The following is a 19539-nucleotide window of genomic DNA, read 5'->3' as shown; positions in this document are numbered from 1 at the left end:
GCAGCGTATGACGCTGTAGCAGAACTTCGCAGGGGCTTCTCTTGTTTTTTGTGCTCTCCAAGACGCTCGGCATCATGCTGCTGCCGATCAACTTCCTGATCGGTATCGGCGTGATCGGCACCATGCTGCTGTTGACGCGGTTTGCGCGCCTCGGCCGCAGGTTGATGGTGGCCGCGCTGCTGCTGCTCGCGATCTGCGGCTTCTCGCCGCTCGGCAATGTCCTGATCTCCACATTGGAGCAGCGCTTCCCGACATGGGACGCCTCGCGCGGCGCGCCGGACGGCATCATCGTGCTCGGCGGCTCCGTCGATGCCGATCTGTCGGTTGCGCATGGCACGCCGGTGGTGCGCAGCGCGGCCGATCGCGTCATCGCGGCGGCGGCGCTCGCGCGCAGATATCCGAATGCGCGCCTCGTGTTCACCGGCGGCAGCGCGAACCTCATCTCGAACGATGCGCGCGAAGCCGACTATGCCGCCGAGATGTTCGAGGGGCTCGGCATTGGCAGGTCGCGATTGATCATCGAACGCCGCTCGCGCAACACGGTGGAGAACGCCGAGTTCTCCAGGGCGCTGGTCGATCCCAGGCCGGGTGAGCGTTGGCTGCTCGTCACCTCGGCCTACCATATGCCGCGCTCGGTCGGGCTGTTCCGCAAGGCGGGATTCAATGTCGAGGCCTATCCGGTCGATTGGCGCGTCGGCGATGTCTTCAGCTTCGCGACGCTTGCGATCGACGGCCTGTCGCGCACCGATCTCGGCACGCGGGAGTGGGTCGGGCTTCTGGCCTATCACCTGGCCGGCAAAACCGACGATTTGTTGCCGGGACCGGCTGCACGTTGAGGCTTGTCGCCTTCACCGGCCAATCCGGCTAACATCAAATCAACAGGCGGCGCCAAGCCGCCGCCCACGGGAGTTTTCGCCATGCAGCAACAGACACCGCCGGAACAGTTCGACCTCGGCGCAATCGTCACCGATCTGAACAATCTGCTGCGGCTGAAGACCACGGTGATTGGCATCAAGATGTTCGCGCGCGTCGAGGAGATGGAGGCGATCCCGAAGGTCCGGCGTCCGAACGCAATTCACACCACCGATCAGATCGTCAGCATGGCCGCGCGCCTCGGATGGACCGTCGGCATCACCGCCGACGACCTCGTCGGCACGCAATGCCGCGCGGTGATCGGCCTTGCGCCGCAGGACGAGAAATGGCTCGCCGGCGAAAACTATGTCGGGGTCTGGCACGGTACCGCCGAAGACGCGCGCAAGCGTCAGGAGGCGCTCGACGTGGTGCCGTACGGCCAGTACCAGGCGATGGCGGTGAGCCCGCTGACCAGCGGCCGGCTCGATCCGCCCGACATCTGCCTCGTCTATGCGACGCCGGGGCAGATGATCATCCTGATCAACGGGCTGCAATATACCGGCTACCGGAAGTTCGAATGGGGCGTGGTCGGCGAGACCGCGTGTGCGGATTCCTGGGGGCGGGCGCTCAAGACCGGGGAGCCCAGCCTGTCCTTGCCATGCTATGCCGAACGGCGCTATGGCGGCGTGCCGGACGAGGAGATGCTGATGGCGCTGCCGCCGGCCTATCTGGTGAAGGCGATCGCCGGCATGAAGCAGCTTGCCAAGAACGGTTTGCGCTACCCGATCGCGCCCTACGGCATCCAGGCCGACGTGCGCGCCGGCATGGGCGTATCGTACAAGAAATAGCGCATTGCGTTGCCGCGCCCGCGATGACAAAAGGGCGCCCAATTCGCTGCGCAGGGAGCCTGAGCCATGTCCTCGTCGAAATTCGACATCGTCGTCTACGGCGCGACCGGCTTCACCGGCCAGCTCGTCGCCGAATATCTCGCGGCACATTATCGCAACAGTAGCCTGAAATGGGCGATGGCCGGGCGCAGCAAGGACAAGCTCGCCTCGGTGCGCGATGCGATCGGCGCGCCCGCCGACACGCCGCTGATCGTGGCCGATGCCGGCGATGCCGGCTCGCTGAAGGCGATGCTGGCGCAAACCAAGTCTGTCGTCTCGACGGTCGGACCGTATCAGCTCTATGGCAACGAGCTGATCGCGGCCTGTGTGGAAAGCGGCACCGATTATTTCGATCTCTGCGGCGAGCCGGTCTGGATGCGGCAGATGATCGACAAGTACGAGGCGGCGGCCAAGGCGAGCGGCGCGCGCATCGTGTTCTCCTGCGGTTACGATTCCGTGCCGTTCGAGCTCGGCACGTTCTTCGTGCAGGAAGAAGCCAGGCGCGTGTTCGGCGCGCCGACCGCGCGCGTGAAGGGCCGGGTGCGCGACATGCGCGGCACGCTGTCAGGCGGCACAGCGGCCAGTGCGAAGGCGACCTTCGATGCGGTCGCCAAGGACCTCAGCCTGGTTGCGATCCTCAACAATCCGTTCGCGCTGACGCCTGGCTTCGAGGGTCCGAAGCAGCCGCGCGGCAGCAAGCCGGCTTACGAGGAGGATCTGCAATCCTGGGCCGCGCCGTTCATGATGGCGCTGATCAACACCCGCAACGTCCATCGTTCCAACATGCTGATGGGCTTTCCCTACGGCAAGGACTTCGTCTACGACGAGATGGTCCTGACCGGTCCCGGAGAGAAGGGCGAAGCCAATGCAAAGCGCGTGATGGCGGCCAATGCCGAGAAGACCGGCCCGAACGCGCCGAAGCCGGGCGAAGGGCCGTCGAAGGAGGAGCGCGAGAACGGCTTGTTCGATCTGCTCTACGTCGCGATCGCACCGGACGGACGCCAGGTCCGCGCCGGCGTCACCGGCGACCGCGATCCCGGCTACGGCTCGACCTCCAAGATGATCTCCGAATGCGCGATCTGCCTGCTGCGTGATGCGACGGATGTTCCGGGCGGCTTCTGGACGCCGGGCGCAGCGATGCAGCACAAGCTGATCAAGCGGCTGGTGGATCACGCCGGGTTGACATTTGAGGTCGAGAAGTAGTGCTTCTTACCTCGCCCCGCTTGCGGGGAGAGGTCGGATCGCATCGTGAGATGCGATCCGGGTGAGGGGGAACAGGTCAGTCCAATCGCATTGTGCGTGGAGAGAGCCCCGCACCCTAACTCTCTAAGAGCGAGCTTCGCTCGTCTCGACCCCGCATCCGCCTTCGCCCGAAGGCGGGCTTCGGCGGACAAGAGAGCGGGGAGAGGGAGAAGATAGAGCGCTACGCCGCCGCGCGCGGATTATAAGCGTACATGAAGTCCATACCCTTGGATGACACCGGCAGCAGCAACTTCAGCATGTGATCGCGCAGCCAGGCGCCGGTCGGGCTGAACTCGCGCTTGCTGTTGCCGTTGCGGCGGGCGATCGCCACGATCTTCTCGGCGCGCGGGCGCCGCTCGTGCTCGAAAGCCTGGAACGTCATGCCGAGCTCCTGGCCCTCGCGCAGCAGGATGCCGAGCCGCAGCGCGTCCTCCAGCGCCAGCGATGCGCCCTGGCCGGCATGCGGGCTGGTGGCGTGCGCGGCGTCGCCGATCAACAGCGTGCGCTTGCGCGACCATGTCGGCAGCGTCGCGACGTCGAGTGTGTCGGTGACCACGATCTTCTCCGCAGCTTCGATGATCGCAGGGATCGGCGCGTGCCAGCCGGCGTGGAAATCGCGCAGATGCTGCCTGATCGCGTCCTGGCTCTGCAGCCGGTAGGCCGCCGCGGTCATGCCGTGCGACGGCTGCGTGCTCCACCACATCGCGCCCGTGTCCGGATCGGGGCTGCACATCCCATAGCCGAAGAAGCCGCTCTGCCCGAACGTGGTCGCCACCCGTTGGCCGATCGGCAGCTTCTCGATCACCGCGCGGGGCACGAATCCGCCGAAGCCGATCAGCCCGGTGTCGAACGGCGTCGGGCCGTCAGGGATCACGTGGCGCCGCACGGCAGAGTGCACGCCGTCGGCGCCGATCACGAAATCACCCTCGGCGGTGGTTCCGTCGTTGAAATAGGCGATCACGGGCTGGTCGCCGCGGTCTTCGATCTTCACCAGTTTCTTCTCGAAGAACACCGAGACGTTGGAGGCCCAGGCCTTGTCGATCAGCGTCTCGTTCAACGTGGCGCGGCACATGTTCACCGCGGGCTGGCCGAAGCGCTGCTGCATGTTCTGGTTGAGCGAGCCGAGCTTCTTGCCGCCCTGCGAATAGAAGTCGAAGGACTCCGCGATCGAGCCGTTGCGGATCAGTTCGTCGGCGAGGCCGAGCCCCGCCAGCACGTGCATGCCGTTCGGCGCGATCTGAAGCCCGCCGCCGATCCCGGAGGAGTAGGGCCAGGCTTCATAGAGCTCGGTCTCGATTCCGGCGCGGGTCAGGAACATCGCGGTGACAGGACCTGCGATGCCGGCGCCGATGATCAGAGCTTTACGGGGACGTGAGGTCATGCCTTGCTCCATGCATCCGTGTGGGATAGGAAAGGTCAGTTGCTAATTATCTTAGTACATAAGATATTAGGCGAATAAGAGATGGGAGCCGACTTGTCAAGCACGACCTCGCGCCAAGCGCTGATGCAGGAACTCGAGGAGGCGATGCGCCGGTCATCCGCGCAGGGCGTGATGTACGGCCAAGCCGTTGCGAACATGGCCGGAATTTCCAATTCCGACATGGAATGCATGGACATCCTGCACCTTGAGGGGCGGGTGACCGCGGGGCGCCTCGCCGAGGTCACCGGGCTGACCACCGGCGCGATCACCGGCGTGGTCGATCGTCTGGAGAAGGCGGGTTACGTGCGCCGCGAGCGGGACGAGAGCGACCGCCGCAAGGTCTTCATCTCGGTGGTGGAGGAAAAAGCGGCGGAGATCGGCAAGTTCTACGTGCCGATGCAGGAGGCGATGCTCAAGCTGTGGAGCAGCTACACCGACGACGAGCTGCACTTGCTGCTGCGCTTCGCCAATGACGGCTACAAGGGCGTGCTGGAAGCGACCGGAGCATTGAAGGCGGTGATCGACATGCCGCCGGAGCAGCGCGCCAGTCTCAGGATGCCGCCGAAGACTCGTCGATAATCCGTGCCGACGTCGCGCGGTAGCGCTCGGCTGCCGCATACATGCCCCACATCGCGCCCAGCATCATCCAGAAGTGCCGCCAGTGATCGGTGTCGATCACGAAGCTTTCGCCGACGGTGCCGAGGAAGGCGGAGAAGACCGCGAGATAGGCGCGCTGCCAGGGTACCCGCATGTAGATGTAGCGGAAGCCGATGACCGCGGTGACGAACACCAGCGCCGGATAGCAGATCCCCGCGAGCCAGCCGCCGGACATGAAGGCGTTCAGGTAGGAGTTGTGGGTGTCCTCGGGGAAGTAGCGGTGGAATTGCAGGGGGCCGATGCCGAACGGCAGGTCGAGCGCCATCTCCGCGCCGAGGATGTGCCGGCCGAACCGGCCGAAGCGGCCTTCGTCATAGCTCTGATCGAAGCTCGCGCGCTGCTTGAACATCTCGGCGACCGAGCCGATTGAGAGCAGCACCGCGATCAGCGCCACGGCCAGGATCGCGGCGATCAGGGCCATGACGATGATGCGCGAGCGCTGCGCATTGGTGCGGCTGGTCAGCACCATCAGCGCCAGCATGAAGGCGGAGGTCAGCACCAATCCGCCCCAGGCGGCGCGGGAGAAGGCGAGCAGGATCGCCAGCGACATGATGCCGAAGGCGATGACGTTGCGCAACGCCTTGGCCAGCCTGTCCGAGACCACGCTCTGAAGCGCGAACAGCGCCGGCAGGATCAGGAAGGCGCCGAGCACGTTGGGGTCCTTGAACGTGCCGCGCGCGCGTCCGTAGAGCGTCAGGAGGTCGTTGCCGCCGGGAACCAGGTGGAAGTAGCCGGCGATGCCCGCGAGCGAAGCGATCATCGCGCCGACGATCAGGCCGCGGCGCAGCATGTCGAGGCGGGCTTCGGTATCCTCCGACATCACCATCGCGAAGAAGATGACGGTGATGGCCATGTACCAGGAGGTCAGGATCCAGTTCACCACCTCCGGCTTGTCGAGGAATGGCACCGCGCCGATGCTGTAGCCGACATTGAGCACGATCAATGTGAACAGCAGCGGCATGAACACCAGCCGCATGCGCAGGCCCGTGGCGAAGAACAGCACGCAGGCGGTCAGCGTGACGATCTCGTACGGGCTCGGCTCGATGAAGACGATCGCTCCGGAGGCGCCGACCAGCCACACCAGCGCGCGCTGCAGCGCCAGCACGCCGGTTGGTGCTGATGTCAGCGAATGGGACGTCCCGGCTGTCGCCGCATAGGCCATCGGATACTCACGCAACGCAACAGATACATACGTTTGTCATTGCGCGCGCAACGACGGCAATCGGCTGAATTCTCAATACGCGTTCTCGTTCTTGGTCAGCAGCGAGATCGGCGTCTTCAGGAGGATGTAGAGGTCGAACAGCACCGACCAGTTCTCGATGTAATAGAGGTCGAACTCGACGCGCTTCTGGATCTTCTCTTCATTGTCGATCTCGCCGCGCCAGCCGTTGATCTGGGCCCAGCCGGTAATGCCCGGCTTGACGCGGTGGCGGGCGAAATAGCCGTCGACGGCTTCGTCGAACAGGCGGCTCTGGAGCTTGCCTTGCACCGCATGCGGCCGCGGGCCGACCAGCGAGAGGTTGCCGGCGAACACCACGTTGAAGAGCTGCGGCAGCTCGTCGAGGCTGGTCTTGCGGATGAAGCGGCCGACGCGAGTGACGCGCGGATCGTTCTTGGTCACGACCTTGGAGGCGGTGGGATCGGCCTGGTGATGGTACATCGAGCGGAACTTGTAGACGTCGATGCGCTCGTTGTTGAAGCCGAAGCGCTTCTGGCGGAACAACACGGGTCCCGGGCTGTCGAGCCTCACCGCGAGCGCGACGAGGCCCATCACCGGCAGGGCCGCGAGCAGCGCGAGGCTGCCGACCACGCGGTCGAACAGCCACTTCATCACCAGATCCCAGTCGGTGATCGGTGCCTCGAACACGTCCAGCGTCGGCACCTCGCCGAGATAGGAATAGGAGCGGGGACGGAAGCGCAGCTTGTTGGTGTGCGCGGACAGGCGAATGTCGACCGGCAGCACCCAGAGCTTCTTCAGCATCTCCAGGATGCGCGTTTCCGCCGAGATCGGCAGCGCGAACAGCACGAGGTCGACGCGGGTGCGGCGGGCGAACTCGACGATGTCGTCGACCTTGCCGAGCTTGCGCGCGCCGGCACAGGTTTCGAGCGCGCGGCTGTCGTTGCGGTCGTCGAACACGCCGAGCACGTGGATGTCGGAGTCTTCCTGCGCCTTCAACGCCTCGACCAGCTGCTCGCCGTTGCTGTCGGAGCCGACGATGATGGTCCGGCGGTCGAGCCGGCCGTCATGCGCCCAGGCGCGTACCATCGATCGCAGCAGCAGCCGTTCGGCGATCAGCACCGCAAGGCCGACGCAGAAGAACGACGACAGCCAGACCCGCGAGACCTCGCCGCCGAGCTTGACCAAGAAGGAGATGCCGATGAACAGCAGGAAGACGAAGGACCAGGACGAGATCATCCGGGTCATCTGCCGCAGCTGACCACGGAACAGCTGCACCTGGTAGATGTCGGCGGCCTGGAAGCAGACCACGGCGGCAGCCGACATGCCGAGGATCGATGCGATGTATCCCCAGTGAATGCCGCCGCCGGCGAGCGGCCTGACATAGGCGAGATAGAGCCCGACGCCGACCAGGCTGAGCAGCACGAAGTCGGCGAGGCGAACCACGCCGGCGATCACGACCGGCGAGTAGGCGCCGCGAACCTTCTGGTTGGTAACGGCGAGCGCGGCCGGCGAGAGGCGCCGGCGCCGTTCGATCTGCGGCTGAGCGGCCGTCGCAGGCGCAGCGGCATCCAGCATCGAGCGTGCGTTAAACGGTTCCACGAGTCCACGTCCATTCCTGCGCATGCAGATGGGCATCCGCGCGCAGCACGAAAATTCCCCCGGACGTGACTTAAAGGGACAAATCGGAAGAAACGGTTACGTGTGCAAGAAGTGGTTAACGTTTGGTAAATGCGTCGCGATAGCCGGCGAGCACGCCATCGACCATCGCGGCTTGCGAGAAATGTGCCGAGATCCGTTCGCGCAGTCGCTCGGCGCGCGCCGCGGTCGCGGCGGGATCGTCGAGCGCGGCCTTGATCGCGTCGGCCATCGCTCCGGCATTGCTCGGCGCGAACAGGGCGTCGGTGTGGGTATCGAAGATCTCGGGGATGCCGCCGACATCGGCCGCGATCATCGGAACGCCGGCCGCGCCCGCCTCGATCACCACATAGGGCATCGAATCGCCGCGCGAGGGCACCACGAGCAGGCTGCCCTTCGAAAAGCCAAAGCGCGCCTTGACGTGACCGATGAAACGGACGGCCTCACCGAGCGACAGCCGCTTCACCTGCTCCTTGAGGCGCTCGAATTCCTCGCCGTCGCCGCCGAGCGTCAACGTCACCGGCTTGCCCTCGGCGCGCAGCTTCGCCACCGCGTCGATCAGGAGATCGGCGCCCTTGATGCGCCGGAACTCGCCGACATAGGCCACATCGGCGGCATCGTCGGCGCGGGGGACCGGTTCGAATTCCTCCGCGGTGACGCCGTTGAACACGCAGCGCACGAGGCCTGCCGGCGTGCCGACGATGCGTTGATAGGTGTCGCGGGCAAATGCGCTCTCGAACAGGAACAGGTCGGTGCTGTTCATCAGGGTGCGCTCGAGCTGGCTGTAGAAGCGGCCCTTCCAGGTGTCGAGCGGGTAGTGCAGCGAGCCGCCGTGCGGCGTGTAGACCCGGATCACCTTGCTCGAGCGCCGCCGCAGCCGGACATAGGCGCCGGCCTTGGCGCCATGGCCGTGGACGACATCGGGTTTCAGCTTGCGGATCAGGCCGGCGATGTGGGTCCAGACCATGAAGTCGGCGAAGCGCGGCTCGCGGCGGATCGCGAGCCGGTGCACGCCGAGCTTCAGCCGAGGCGCGAGCTCGGCAAGCGCCTTGTCGGCGCGCTCCCCGCCGGTGAGGCTGTCGGCGAGAATGCCGACATGATGGCCGCGGTCGACCTGGCCGTTGGCGACGTCGAGGATGTGGCGGAAGATGCCCCCGACCGGAGCACGCACAGCGTGCAGGATGCGAAGTGGCCGTTGCTGGGTTTGATCCTGCGCCATCGATCAGAACCAGCGCTCGCCGACGAACACGGTGTCACCCGGGCCGATCGGCGTGCCCAGCGGAGCAACGAAGCGGCCTGCGCCGGATGCATCGGTGTGGGTGAGGGTGACCTCGTCGCGCCTGGCGCGCGGCGAGAAGCCGCCGGCGATCGCGACCGCGCTTTCGACCGTCATGTTGGGCACATAGGGATATTGGCCGGGGGCCTGGACTTCGCCGAGGATGAAGAACGGACGATAGGCCTCGATCTCGACCGCCACGGACGGCTCGCGGATGTAGCCGTTGCGCAGGCGCGCGGCGATCTCGCCGGCCAGACCTGCCGTGGTGCGGCCCCGCGCCGGCACGGCGCCGATCAGCGGCATGGTGATGGAGCCGCCGGCGTCGATCGCATAGCTGTTGGTGAGGCCTTCCTGGCCGTAGACCACGACGCGAAGCTTGTCGCCGGCGTCGAGATTATAGCCCTCGCGCGTCGGCGCGGGATCGGCATAGGCCGCGGGCGCAGCATACGCCATCGAATCGAGGCCGGGGTCGCTGGCGACCGGCGACGTTCGGCCCATGCAGCCCGACAGCGCGAGCGCAGTGACCAGGCAAATAAGGGGAGCGCGCAGATCGCGCATGTGAGGAATCCCGAGACAAGATCGGCCCCGATTAACGGCACTCATGGTTAACAAAGAATGACGGGGCGAGTGGTGGCGACCATGCCCGTCAACCCCACCGATTAACCCAGCGGCAACCTTAATGGAGTGTAATCGCCCCATTGAGATGGAGTCGCGGTGTCCGCGGGGGTTCGTTATGCGTTTTGCATTCTGGCGTAGAGGCAAGGATAAGGCCGTCGTGCAACGGGCGTTGCCGAAGTCTGCGCCCGTCGCCGACGAAGCTGTCGTGAAGCCGGCTGCGCCCAAGCCTGCTCCTGACAAGCCTGCTCCTGACAAGCCTGCTCCTGACAAGCCGGCCCGTCCGGCGGAGACGGCCGATCTCGACCTGCACGTGCTCGGCCGCGCGCTGGCGCGCAAGCGCGGCTGGATCATTGTGCCGACGGTGCTGGTGTTCGCGTTGTCGCTTGCCGCGGTCAACATCGTGACGCCGCGCTACAAGTCGGAAGCGCGAATCCTGATCGATAATCGCGAGAACGCCTTCCTGCGTCCGAACGGCGAGCGCGACCTGGAGCGCACCTCGCTCGACGCCGAGGCCGTCACCAGCCAGGTGCAGCTGGTGTTGTCGCGCGATCTCGCGCGGGAGATCATCAGGAAGAACAAGCTCGCCGAGCGTCCGGAGTTTGATCCGGTGCTGCGCGGCTTTTCGCCGCTGAAGTCGCTGCTGGCGCTGTTCGGCATCGGCCGTGATCCGTTCAGCCTGACGCCGGAAGAACGGGTGCTTGATTCATATTACGAGCGCTTCCAGGCTTTTGCGGTCGACAAGTCGCGGGTCATGGTGATCGAGTTCCAGTCGGAAGATCCCGAGCTTGCGGCGCGCGTCGCCAACTCGATTGCCGACGGTTATCTCGTGCTGCAGCAGGCCGCGCGACAGGACCAGGCCAAATCCGCCAGCACATGGCTGCTCGGCGAGATCGACAAGCTGCGCACCAAGGTCGCGGACGCGGATTCGCGCGTCGAGGACTTCCGTTCCAAGTCGAGCCTGTTCGTCGGGACCAACAACACCACGCTGTCGAACCAGCAGATGGGCGAGGTGAACACCCAGCTCAACAATGCGCGCTCGATGAAGGCGGATGCGGAATCCAAGGCCCGGCTGATCAAGGAGATGCTCCAGACCGGCAAGCCGATCGAGGCATCCGAGGTCCTCAATTCCGAGCTGATCCGCCGGCTGGCCGAACAGCGCGGCACGCTGCGCGCGCAGCTTGCCGAGCAGTCGTCGACGCTGCTCGACAACCATCCGCGCATCAAGGAATTGAAGGCGCAGATCGCCGATCTCGACCGGCAATTGCGCGAGGAAGCCGGCAAGGTTTCGCGCTCGCTGGACAATGACGCCCGCGTCGCCGATGGCCGTGTCATGGCGTTGCAGGCGAGCCTGGACCAGTCGAAGAGGCAGGCATCGTCTAGCAATAGCCAGGACGTGCAACTGCGCGGGCTGGAGCGCGAAGCCAAGGCGCAGCGCGACCTGCTCGAGACCTATCTGGCCAAGTACCGCGAAGCCAATACCCGCGAGACCATCGATACCGCGCCGACGGACGGCCGCATCATCTCGCGTGCCATCGTCTCGAACACGCCGGCCTATCCCAAGAAGCTGCCGATCGTGCTGATCGCGACCATCGCGACGCTGCTGCTTTCGTCCGGCATCATCATCACCGGCGAGCTGCTGCGCATCTCCGCGCCCGGTGCGGTTGGCCGCGCCTTCGCGCCGGCGGCCGCCGTGATCAGGCGCCGCGAGCCGGTCATGGATGCCGCAACCGTGGACCAGCCCGCGCCGGCGCTGCCGCCTGAACCCGCGCTCGCATCGCCGGTCGCGCCGAGGCCGGCGGTGGAGCCCGAACTGCCGCTGGAGCCTGCGGCTGCCTATGAACCTCCGGCGCCGCCTGAGTCAGCCCAGACCGCCGACGAGATCGATGAGCTCGCCGAGCGCCTCGTCGCCGCCGGTCCCGCCGCCCACAAGGTCACCGTGCTCGGCCCGGCTGCGGCTGATAGCGTTACGCTGACCGCCCTGACGCTGGCGCGTCTGATGGCGCGCCAGGTCAAGGTCGTCGTCGTCGATCTCGTCGCGTCCTCGCCGGTGTTGACGTCGGCGACCGTCGATCCCGGGGCGCCGGGCCTTGCCGAGCTGATGCAGGGCGAGGCGACCTTCGCGCAGATCATCACCAAGGATCGGCAGTCGCGTGTTCAGATTGTCAGCGCCGGGCGTCCGGGCTTCGATCGCTCGCATCTGCGATCGCCGCGGCTCGCCCTTGCGATCGATGCGCTGCTCAGGGTCTACGACCACGTGCTGCTCGACGCCGGTTCGGCCGTCGACCTGCCGGCCGAACTGCTGACCGCGAAGGCGCAGGCGGTCGTCGTGCCCGACGCCGCCATGGCGCAGGATGCCCGCCACTCGATGGTCGAGCAACTCAAGGCGGTCGGCTTCGCCGAAGTGACGATGCTGAGCAAGCCCTGCGCGGCGTCGGAAGCGGTCGCGAGGGGCCCGCGGGTGGTCGCCGCCTGAGCGCCACCGGCAGCCCGTCGGGGTAAATCCGGTCGCCCGCACGATCCCTTTCCAGCGATCGGATTCGGTGGCGAGCAGTTGCGCAAAGTCATTCATCGCGACCGCGTCGACGTCGACCGACAGTTTGGCCATGCCGGATTTGACCTCGTCGGTGCGCAATGACGCCTGGATCGCGCTGTTGAGTTGCGCGACGATTGCCGCGGGCGTCTTTGCCGGCAGGAAGATGCCGAACCAGGTCACGTCCTGAAGTGCGGGGTAACCGGCTTCCGCCACCGTCGGCACATCGGGGAGAGATTTGAGACGGCCGGGACCGGTCGTCGCCAGAGCGCGAAGCTGTCCGGATTGGACCTGGCCCAGCAGGCTGTCGATCGGCATCACCGCCGACGCGATCTCGCCCTTCAGGAGATCCTGCACCGCCCCTCTGCCCGCTGTCGCTTCATTTGTGCTGCCGGCTCGCCGCAACCGGCCGCTTCATCACCATGCTGCCGGGCTCGGTCGCGCAGTTTGCCGGCGGCGATCTCGGGCTGAAGGTGCTTCCGGTTCAGCTTCCGCGGGCGGCCGCCGTCTCGGCGGCGATCGTCACGCTGAAGGGCCGCACCCTGGGCCCGACCGCCGAGATATTCATCGCCTGCATCCGTGAGATCGCGAAGGCGGCCGCGAGCAAGGCGGCCGCCGGCAGGTGACGGGCATTACAGGCGCCGTTCCCTTCCGGTGCAGGCGCCCGATGCCTAGTGCGCCATCATCGGTTCGCGCGCGGTTCGCTCGAGCACCGGATCGATCCGCAGCCTGATCGTGACCAGCGCGCCGATCAGTCCCATCACGGCGAGCAGCAGCAGGCCCGCCGTGAAGCTGCCGGTCAGGTCCTTCAGATAGCCGACGGCGAACGGGCCGGCGAAGCCTGACAGGTTGCCGAGCGAGTTGATCGCGGCAATGCCTGCCGCCGCCGAGGCGCCGGTCAGGATGCCGGCCGGCATCGGCCAGAACATCGGCGGCACTGCCGACACGCCGATCTGCGCAAGGCAGAGCAGGGCGACGATCAGCACAGGATTCGATACCAGCCCGGCAAGGCCGATGCCGACGGCGGCGAGCGTCAGCGCGCCGGCGACATGGTATCGCCGTTCGCCGGTCTTGTCGGAATGGCGGCCGAGCAGCACCATGCCGACCGCGCCGAACACGAAGGGCAAGGCCGCGATCAAGCCGGTCTGGGTGTCCGTGACGCCGAACGCCTTGATGATGGTGGGCAGGAAGAATGCGACGCCGTAGCTTGCCGCGTTGAGGCAGAAATACACGAAGGCGCAGGCAAGGACCCGCGAGTCGGTGAGCGACCGCAGAACGGAAATATGCTCCACGGCCTCGGTTTGCTGCCGCTCGCGCTCAAGCGTGGTCTGGATCCACTTGACCTCGTCGGGCTGCAGCCAGCTTGCCTGGCGCGGAAAGTCCGGCAGGAAGGTCAGGACAGCGAAGCCGACCAGGACCGACGGCAATGCCTCGCAAACGAACAGCCACTGCCATCCGGTCAGGCCGGCGCCCGACAGGTTGAGCAGCAATCCCGAGATCGGCGCCCCGATAATGCTCGAGATCGGGATCGCCAGCATGAACAGGCTGATGACGCGCGCGCGGTACACCGACGGGAACCAGAGCGTCAGATAGAAGATGATGCCGGGGAAGAAGCCGGCTTCGCAGGCGCCGAGCAGGAGGCGCAGGAAGTAGAAGATCCATTCGCTCGACAGGCCGCTCGCCGCTGACATCTGCGGGATGAAGGCAAATGCGGCCGAGACGATGCCCCAGCTGATCATGATGCGGGCAATCCAGCGCCGTGCACCGAACCGCTCCAGCAGGATGTTGGAGGGCACCTCGAAGAAGAAGTAGCCGATGAAGAACAGACCGGCGCCGAGCCCGTAGGCGGCCTCGCTGAGGCCGAGCGCCGCGTTCATGTGCAGCTTGGCGAAGCCGACATTGACGCGATCGAGATAGGCCACGAAGTAACACAGGATGAGGAACGGAATCAGCCGCCGCATCATCTTTCCGATCGCGCGCTTCTCGACATCGTCGCTCATCGTTCCCATCCCTTCCTGTTTTTCGGATTCGGCAGACGATCACTGCGCTGTTCGGGGCGGCACCTGGCGCACCCGCAGCGGTTCGTTGCCCTTGCAAGTCCCGTTCATTGTTGTGTAATCGACGGCCGCGTGACTAATGGCATTTGGGAATGGAGCCACGGCGAAACTGTCATGATGCACCGCGGTATAAACGCGGGAACCTTGGAGCATTTCCAGCGAAGTGGCTGCCGGTTCGCGTCAAGAAAACGCGTCCAAGCAGTTCTGGAGCCCCGTTCCGGCTTAATCGGAACGAAAAACGCTCTTCCGGGCAGGATGGTGGCGGGCCGTGATCAATAATCTGAAACTGCGTCAGCTGCGCCTGCTGGTCGCTCTCGACAACGAGCGCAAGTTGCAGCTCGCCGCCGAGCGGTTGAACATCACCCAGTCGGCGGCATCGAAGATGCTCGCCGAAATCGAGGCGCTGGCGCGGGTTCCCTTGTTCGAGCGCACGGCGCGCGGCGTCGAACCGACGGACTATGGGTCGATCCTGATCCGTGGCGGCAAAAGCGTGCTGGCCGATCTCGACCAGGTCACCGACGAGTTCGCGGGCTACAAGTCCGGTGAACTCGGCACCGTCTCCGTTGGAACAGTCGCCAAGCCGAGCATCGATCTCGTCGTCGACGTGATCCAGTATCTTGGCGAGAAGCTGCATCGGGTGAACATCTCGCTCGATGTCAGCACCAGCCCGCCTTTGATCACGCGACTGCTGGCGCTCGAGTTCGATTTCGTCGTCGCCAGGATTCCCGCCGGCATCGACCCCCGGCAATTCGACTATTACGAGATCGGCGCGGAGGAGGCGGTGCTGCTCGTTCGTGCGGAGCATCCGTTGGCCGGCCGCGAGACGGTCGAGCTGGAGGACATGGCCGACCAGCAATGGATCTGCCAGCCGCGCGAATCCTTCATGCGCCAGGCGCTCGAGAGGCTGTTCATGAGCCGCGGCGTGACGCCGCCGCGCCGGGTCATCAACACCGAGTCGTTTTTCGCCTCGGTCGGAATTGCCGCAGGCATCGACGCGATCGTGCCGGTCCCCATGCTGGTGTTCGATCTGGTCGATCCGCAGCGGTTCAAGGTGCTGCGCCTGCGCGACAGGCTGTTGTTGGAGAATTACGGCCTGATCAAGTTGCGCAAGCGTGCGCTGTCACCCGCCGCGGCATTGTTGTTCGACGCGATGAAGCGGCTCGGCGTACCGAGTGGCGGCGCAGAGCAGGGCGACGCGGCGAGCTGAGTGCTCAGCGGAACATGCTGCGCAGGTTCTGGGCAATCTCTAACAGCGCCGGATTTTGCTTCACAGCGCGCTTGGCGCGATTGATGGCCGACAGCGCACTGGCCGCCGGCTTGCCGCGCAGGCTGAGCGGAATGAAGCTGTCGACGACGGCTTCGTCGTCCTTGCAGAACATTCGCTTGTAGTCGTCCGAGCCGATGCCGAGGTCGAGCGAGCGGTAGTTCAGGCCGGCATGGCGATCGATGATATCGCGCATCAGGATCAGGCCGGGGCTGAACTTGGAATTGGCCGACATCGTGTAGGTGTTGAACATCATCGAGAAGCGCTCGCCGTCGGCGACGCCGGCGAAGATCGCAATCACCTCCTCGTCGCATTCCAGCGCATGGATGTCGATCGCATAGCCGTTGCCGTCGGCGCGCGGAGCGAGGCAGGCGGCACGAATGAACGGTTCGACGCCGGGCTCGGCGAAGACGTTCGGGAGCTTCTGTTCCGCCATCCGCGCCGGCTTGACGCGGAAGAACCAGTCGAGCAGGCGGCAGACATCGGCGCTCTCGCTCGCGACGTAATAGCGGTAGCCGGGCAGCGCCTGCAGCTTGCGCTCCTTGCCCTTGAGGCGGCGGCGGAACGAGTTGCTGATCAGCGCCGCGGGGGCCGCGCCGGGCTCGATCGCCAGCACCGGGCAGTCGTTGACCGAAGGCTGGTGCGGCAGCATCGCCAGCGGATTCGGCAAGTCCTGCCAGCGCAGCGGCTGCTGGCAGAGCACGAGCGCGTCGGCGCGGGAGCGTTCGGTGATCGATCCGATCAGAGCCGCGATATCGGCTTCCGTCGCGTTAGCGGCGAAATCCCTCTCGCACAGCGCCATGTTGAAGGTTGCATGCTTGCCGCCCATGAAGCTCGCGCAGTTCGCGCCGAGGCGGGACTCGATTGCGAGCGGCAACAGCAGCAGCGGCCGGCGTTCGCCGTCATGGGCGACGACGATGAAGGGCCGCAGGCCCTCGCGCTCGCCGACCTGGCGCTGCCAACTGGCGAGGAAATCGAACCGCTGATAGGGCGTGTAGCTGTGCTGCGATGTCTCGAAGCTGCGCCAGGTGGCCTCGGCCGCGGTGAGATCATGAAAGATGTCGACGCCGGCAACGCGGATTGCGTCAGGCCACGCCCGCGTCTCAGCCGTCTGGCCTTCGATTGCCGCCGCCATGGTCATCTCGGAACCCAAATTTTTTTAGGTATTAATTTACAGTTCTCGGCTGGGCCGACCTTCGCAGGGAAATGTCAACAAAGAGTAATAACAATGCCGTGGCGGTGTGCGGGAACCGCCTGACAAGGACGGGGATCTTGGCGCCGGACAGCGGGATTTTACGACGGGCCCGAATGGAGCTCGCGTATTTCAGTGGCGTCTTCAAGCTGCGGGAACGCGAGAGCGGCGGCGCCGGGGTGATCCTGCGCTTCGCCCGCGTTCGTCCCGCGCGACGCGGCCGGTTTCAGCCGCTGAAGTCCCAGGAGATCACGCCGGCTTTCCTCGATCGCACGATCCGCGCGCTGAAACGCTGGCAGTATGACATCGTCGGAATCGACGAGGCTTGCCGCCGCGCGGTGACCTTGCCGGAGCGCCGGCGCTTTGCCTGCCTGACCTTTGACGGCGCCAGCAAGGACATCGTCACCCATGCCTGGCCGGTGCTCATGAGGCACCGCGTCCCCTTCACCCTGTATCTGCCGACGGCTTTCCCGGATGGTGTGGGCGCGGCGTGGTGGCTGGCGCTCGAGGACATCATCGCCCGCGAGAGCCGCATCGGCCTCATGGTCGACGGCAGGGAACGGCACTTCGCGGTCTCGACGCTGTCGGACAAATACGAGCTGTTCGATTTCCTGTCCGGCTGGCTGCGCAAGCTGCCGCCGTCGGACCTGTCGTACGCGCTGAACGATCTCGCCAGGCGCTATTCGGCCGACGCGGCCCAATTGTCACGCAATGCGTCACTCGACTGGCAGGATCTGGCGAAGCTTGCCGCCGATCCAAACGTGACGTTCGGCAGCGCCACCGTGAACTATCCGGCACTGTCAAGCCTCAGGGATGCCGACGCGCAGCGCGAGATGGCGATGGGCAACGCGGTGGCCGAGAGCGCGCTTGGGCGGCAGGTCAGGCATTTCGCATTCCCGTTCGGGGACCGCGATGCATTCGGCCGTCCGCATGTCGTGATGGCCGAGGAGGCCGGCTTTGCCAGCGCGGTGTCGACCATACCAGGGGTCGTCGAGGCGCAGCGGCGCACCAACCTCCACGCGCTGCCGCGCATCGCATGGGACGGCCGCGTGCGCTCATTGCGGATGATGCGGGTGTTGCTGTCGGGTGTGATGTTCGCGCCGGTACGGCCGACGCGCAGTGCGCGCGACCAGAACGCTACCTAAAGCGCGATGAGATTAGGTTGAATCGCCATCGCGCTTTAGGTCCTTGTTTAAGCATGACCTTTTCGGAAAACCGCTGCGCACTTTTCCGGATCATGCTTTAGGCGCGATCGGGCCGCGACATCCAGGCGACGATCGGCATCGCCGGCAGCACCCAGCCGAGGCCGGCGACGACGTAGAAGATCGCCTGCAGCAGCCCCGAATTGGCAAGCCACGGCGTCTGGGCGACCGTCATGCCCAGCAGCGACCACACCACCACCAGGATCAGCAGGAAGATGGTTCCGAGCAGTTTGCGGGTGCGTATGGCCATGGCGGATATTTGCAACTCGTGATCCAGGGCGTTTTCGCGCGAAGCGGGCACCGGCTGCGCAAAGAAAACGCGTCAAAACAACATTCTGGAGCTTCCTTCCGGCTTGATCGGAACGAGGCTCCGGGCGGCGCTTGCGCCGCGGGCGCGGCGGACTATAAGGGGCCCGAAAATCCAATCAAGTCAGGGCGAAATGGCCGGTATTTCCGCAAAGACATCGCAGCTCCGCGCCGTCAGGGTCTGGCTGGTCGCGGTGGCCGCCCTCATCGCCCTGATGGTCTTGGTCGGCGGCGCCACCCGGCTCACGGAGTCCGGCCTGTCGATTGTCGAATGGAAGCCGGTGACCGGCACGCTGCCGCCGCTGACCGAGGCGCAGTGGACCGAAGCATTCGAGGCCTACAAGAAGATCCCGCAATATCGCGAGCTCAACGCCGGCATGAGCCTGTCCGAGTTCAAGGAGATCTTCTGGTGGGAGTGGAGCCACCGGCTGCTTGGCCGCGTGATCGGCGCGGCCTATCTGCTGCCGTTCCTGTATTTCTTGTGGCGCGGCGCGGTGAGCGGCGAGCTCGGCAGGCGGCTGTGGGTAATTTTCGGCCTCGGCGCGCTGCAGGGCGGCGTCGGCTGGTGGATGGTCGCGTCCGGCCTCTCGGAACGCATCGAAGTATCGCAGTATCGGCTGGCGACGCATCTGGTGCTGGCGCTGCTGATCTTCGCGGCGATCGTCTGGACGCTGCGGCGCCTGACCGACCGTCCGGCCGTGATCGCGCCGCTCAGGCTGAAGCTCACGAGCGCGCTGCTTCTCGTCGTGACCTTCGTGCAGATCTATTTCGGCGCGCTGGTCGCGGGCCTGCGCGCCGGGCGCGTCTACAACACCTGGCCGCAGATCGACGGCGCGTTCATCCCGTCGGCGGAGCGGTTGTGGTTCGAGACGCCGTGGTGGCGCAACATGTTCGACAACGTGCTGACCGTGCAGTTCGAGCACCGCATGACCGCCTATCTGCTGGTCGCGCTGGCGATCGCACATGCGATCGATGCCATGCGCGCGCGCGCCGGCGGCGCTGTCATCGCGGGGGCCTGGTGGCTGGTGGCGGCGATCACGCTGCAGGCGACGCTCGGCATCCTCACGCTGCTCAATCAGGTGCCGATCGATCTCGCGCTCGCCCACCAGGCGGTCGCGATCGTGGTGTTGACGCTTGCGGTGATGCAGGCCGAGCGCTTCGCCGCGCGCCGGACCGAGCGGGACCAGCCGACCCTCGTTGCGGTCGGCCAGCCCGGTTGAT

The 19539-nt window shown here is 65.6% G+C and carries 17 protein-coding genes and 1 pseudogene; 9 read left to right on the top strand and 9 right to left on the bottom strand.

Translation table 11 applies throughout. The features are described from left to right. Nucleotides 1-41: 41 nt before the first annotated feature. The 3 genes from RX327_RS22120 (at nucleotide 42) to RX327_RS22110 (ending at nucleotide 2942) form a co-directional block, all read left to right on the top strand. Entirely contained in the window at nucleotides 42-836 is a 795-nt protein-coding gene (locus tag RX327_RS22120; RefSeq protein WP_317247109.1) for a YdcF family protein, read from the top strand. An 81-nt stretch (nucleotides 837-917) separates the two neighbouring features. Then, entirely contained in the window at nucleotides 918-1700 is a 783-nt protein-coding gene (locus RX327_RS22115) for a DUF169 domain-containing protein (RefSeq protein WP_317247108.1), read from the top strand. A 66-nt stretch (nucleotides 1701-1766) separates the two neighbouring features. Beyond that, entirely contained in the window at nucleotides 1767-2942 is a 1176-nt protein-coding gene (locus RX327_RS22110; RefSeq protein WP_317247107.1) for a saccharopine dehydrogenase family protein, read from the top strand. Nucleotides 2943-3162: 220 nt separating this feature from the next. Here the strand turns inward: RX327_RS22110 and RX327_RS22105 are convergent, their stop codons facing one another. Beyond that, nucleotides 3163-4362: an FAD-dependent oxidoreductase gene (locus RX327_RS22105; RefSeq protein WP_050384960.1), complete on the bottom strand. Its 1200-nt coding sequence runs from the start codon at nucleotides 4360-4362 to the stop codon at nucleotides 3163-3165. A 123-nt stretch (nucleotides 4363-4485) separates the two neighbouring features. Between RX327_RS22105 and RX327_RS22100 the strand changes: the two genes are divergently transcribed. Continuing rightward, nucleotides 4486-4980, top strand: a complete 495-nt coding sequence (locus tag RX327_RS22100; RefSeq protein WP_193395223.1) for a MarR family transcriptional regulator — start codon at nucleotides 4486-4488, stop codon at nucleotides 4978-4980. Here the strand turns inward: RX327_RS22100 and RX327_RS22095 are convergent. From RX327_RS22095 to RX327_RS22080, 4 genes are all read right to left on the bottom strand, one after another. Further along, the gene (locus RX327_RS22095; RefSeq protein ID WP_317247106.1) at nucleotides 4952-6220 is read right to left on the bottom strand and encodes an O-antigen ligase family protein; all 1269 of its coding nucleotides are present in this window, start codon (nucleotides 6218-6220) and stop codon (nucleotides 4952-4954) included. The two genes, RX327_RS22100 and RX327_RS22095, sit on opposite strands and share 29 nt — an antisense overlap. 72 nt (nucleotides 6221-6292) lie before the next feature. Then, on the bottom strand, nucleotides 6293-7837 hold the full coding sequence (locus tag RX327_RS22090; RefSeq protein ID WP_317247105.1) for an undecaprenyl-phosphate glucose phosphotransferase: 1545 nt from the start codon (nucleotides 7835-7837) through the stop codon (nucleotides 6293-6295). Between the two features lie 115 nt (nucleotides 7838-7952). After that, complete coding sequence (locus tag RX327_RS22085; RefSeq protein WP_317247104.1) at nucleotides 7953-9092, bottom strand: glycosyltransferase family 4 protein; 1140 nt, start codon at nucleotides 9090-9092, stop codon at nucleotides 7953-7955. Nucleotides 9093-9095: 3 nt separating this feature from the next. Continuing rightward, on the bottom strand, nucleotides 9096-9707 hold the full coding sequence (locus RX327_RS22080; protein ID WP_410712071.1) for a polysaccharide biosynthesis/export family protein: 612 nt from the start codon (nucleotides 9705-9707) through the stop codon (nucleotides 9096-9098). A 175-nt stretch (nucleotides 9708-9882) separates the two neighbouring features. Here RX327_RS22080 and RX327_RS22075 point away from each other — a divergent pair, with 175 nt between their 5' ends. Next, the gene (locus RX327_RS22075) at nucleotides 9883-12240 is read left to right on the top strand and encodes an exopolysaccharide transport family protein (RefSeq protein ID WP_317247103.1); all 2358 of its coding nucleotides are present in this window, start codon (nucleotides 9883-9885) and stop codon (nucleotides 12238-12240) included. Between the two features lie 87 nt (nucleotides 12241-12327). Here RX327_RS22075 and RX327_RS22070 read toward each other — a convergent pair. Next, nucleotides 12328-12615, bottom strand: a pseudogene (locus RX327_RS22070) (tripartite tricarboxylate transporter substrate-binding protein); the annotation flags it as partial. A gap of 65 nt (nucleotides 12616-12680) precedes the next feature. Between RX327_RS22070 and RX327_RS22065 the strand changes: the two are divergent. Continuing rightward, nucleotides 12681-12923 (top strand): hypothetical protein, encoded by a 243-nt coding sequence (locus RX327_RS22065; RefSeq protein WP_050384915.1) that lies wholly within the window; start codon nucleotides 12681-12683, stop codon nucleotides 12921-12923. Between the two features lie 45 nt (nucleotides 12924-12968). Here the strand turns inward: RX327_RS22065 and RX327_RS22060 are convergent, their stop codons facing one another. Continuing rightward, nucleotides 12969-14306, bottom strand: coding sequence for an MFS transporter (locus RX327_RS22060; protein WP_050384914.1), 1338 nt, complete (start codon nucleotides 14304-14306; stop codon nucleotides 12969-12971). A gap of 316 nt (nucleotides 14307-14622) precedes the next feature. Here RX327_RS22060 and RX327_RS22055 point away from each other — a divergent pair, with 316 nt between their 5' ends. Then, on the top strand, nucleotides 14623-15561 hold the full coding sequence (locus RX327_RS22055) for a LysR family transcriptional regulator (RefSeq protein WP_050384913.1): 939 nt from the start codon (nucleotides 14623-14625) through the stop codon (nucleotides 15559-15561). A 4-nt stretch (nucleotides 15562-15565) separates the two neighbouring features. On the opposite strand, the gene RX327_RS22050 is transcribed toward RX327_RS22055, so the two are convergent. Next, a complete protein-coding gene (locus RX327_RS22050; RefSeq protein ID WP_317247102.1) occupies nucleotides 15566-16759 on the bottom strand; it encodes a GNAT family N-acetyltransferase in 1194 nt (397 codons plus the stop codon). 167 nt (nucleotides 16760-16926) lie between these two features. On the opposite strand from RX327_RS22050, the gene RX327_RS22045 reads away from it, so the two are divergent. Continuing rightward, nucleotides 16927-17955 carry a polysaccharide deacetylase family protein gene (locus tag RX327_RS22045; RefSeq protein WP_038377423.1) on the top strand — a complete coding sequence of 343 codons (1029 nt, stop codon included), beginning with the start codon at nucleotides 16927-16929 and terminating at the stop codon, nucleotides 17953-17955. Between the two features lie 97 nt (nucleotides 17956-18052). On the opposite strand, the gene RX327_RS22040 is transcribed toward RX327_RS22045, so the two are convergent. Further along, a complete protein-coding gene (locus RX327_RS22040) occupies nucleotides 18053-18262 on the bottom strand; it encodes a DUF2842 domain-containing protein (RefSeq protein ID WP_016844954.1) in 210 nt (69 codons plus the stop codon). A 190-nt stretch (nucleotides 18263-18452) separates the two neighbouring features. Here RX327_RS22040 and RX327_RS22035 point away from each other — a divergent pair, with 190 nt between their 5' ends. Continuing rightward, complete coding sequence (locus RX327_RS22035) at nucleotides 18453-19538, top strand: COX15/CtaA family protein (RefSeq protein WP_317247101.1); 1086 nt, start codon at nucleotides 18453-18455, stop codon at nucleotides 19536-19538. Nucleotide 19539: the final 1 nt, after the last annotated feature.

Source organism: Bradyrhizobium sp. BEA-2-5, from assembly GCF_032918025.1.
GTDB lineage: Bacteria > Pseudomonadota > Alphaproteobacteria > Rhizobiales > Xanthobacteraceae > Bradyrhizobium > Bradyrhizobium pachyrhizi.
The sequence above is the reverse complement of the archived record's forward strand: the minus strand, read 5'-3'. Positions and strand labels throughout refer to the sequence as shown.

Coding starts and splice junctions, on each gene's coding strand:
- RX327_RS22105 (WP_050384960.1), bottom strand. CDS start 4,362: ATGACCTCACGTCCCCGTAAAGCTCTGATCATCGGCGCCGGCATCGCA.
- RX327_RS22060 (WP_050384914.1), bottom strand. CDS start 14,306: ATGGGAACGATGAGCGACGATGTCGAGAAGCGCGCGATCGGAAAGATG.
- RX327_RS22100 (WP_193395223.1), top strand. CDS start 4,486: ATGCAGGAACTCGAGGAGGCGATGCGCCGGTCATCCGCGCAGGGCGTG.
- RX327_RS22045 (WP_038377423.1), top strand. CDS start 16,927: ATGGAGCTCGCGTATTTCAGTGGCGTCTTCAAGCTGCGGGAACGCGAG.
- RX327_RS22110 (WP_317247107.1), top strand. CDS start 1,767: ATGTCCTCGTCGAAATTCGACATCGTCGTCTACGGCGCGACCGGCTTC.
- RX327_RS22080 (WP_410712071.1), bottom strand. CDS start 9,707: ATGCGCGATCTGCGCGCTCCCCTTATTTGCCTGGTCACTGCGCTCGCG.
- RX327_RS22085 (WP_317247104.1), bottom strand. CDS start 9,092: ATGGCGCAGGATCAAACCCAGCAACGGCCACTTCGCATCCTGCACGCT.
- RX327_RS22035 (WP_317247101.1), top strand. CDS start 18,453: ATGGCCGGTATTTCCGCAAAGACATCGCAGCTCCGCGCCGTCAGGGTC.
- RX327_RS22050 (WP_317247102.1), bottom strand. CDS start 16,759: ATGACCATGGCGGCGGCAATCGAAGGCCAGACGGCTGAGACGCGGGCG.
- RX327_RS22095 (WP_317247106.1), bottom strand. CDS start 6,220: ATGGCCTATGCGGCGACAGCCGGGACGTCCCATTCGCTGACATCAGCA.
- RX327_RS22040 (WP_016844954.1), bottom strand. CDS start 18,262: ATGGCCATACGCACCCGCAAACTGCTCGGAACCATCTTCCTGCTGATC.
- RX327_RS22075 (WP_317247103.1), top strand. CDS start 9,883: ATGCGTTTTGCATTCTGGCGTAGAGGCAAGGATAAGGCCGTCGTGCAA.
- RX327_RS22115 (WP_317247108.1), top strand. CDS start 918: ATGCAGCAACAGACACCGCCGGAACAGTTCGACCTCGGCGCAATCGTC.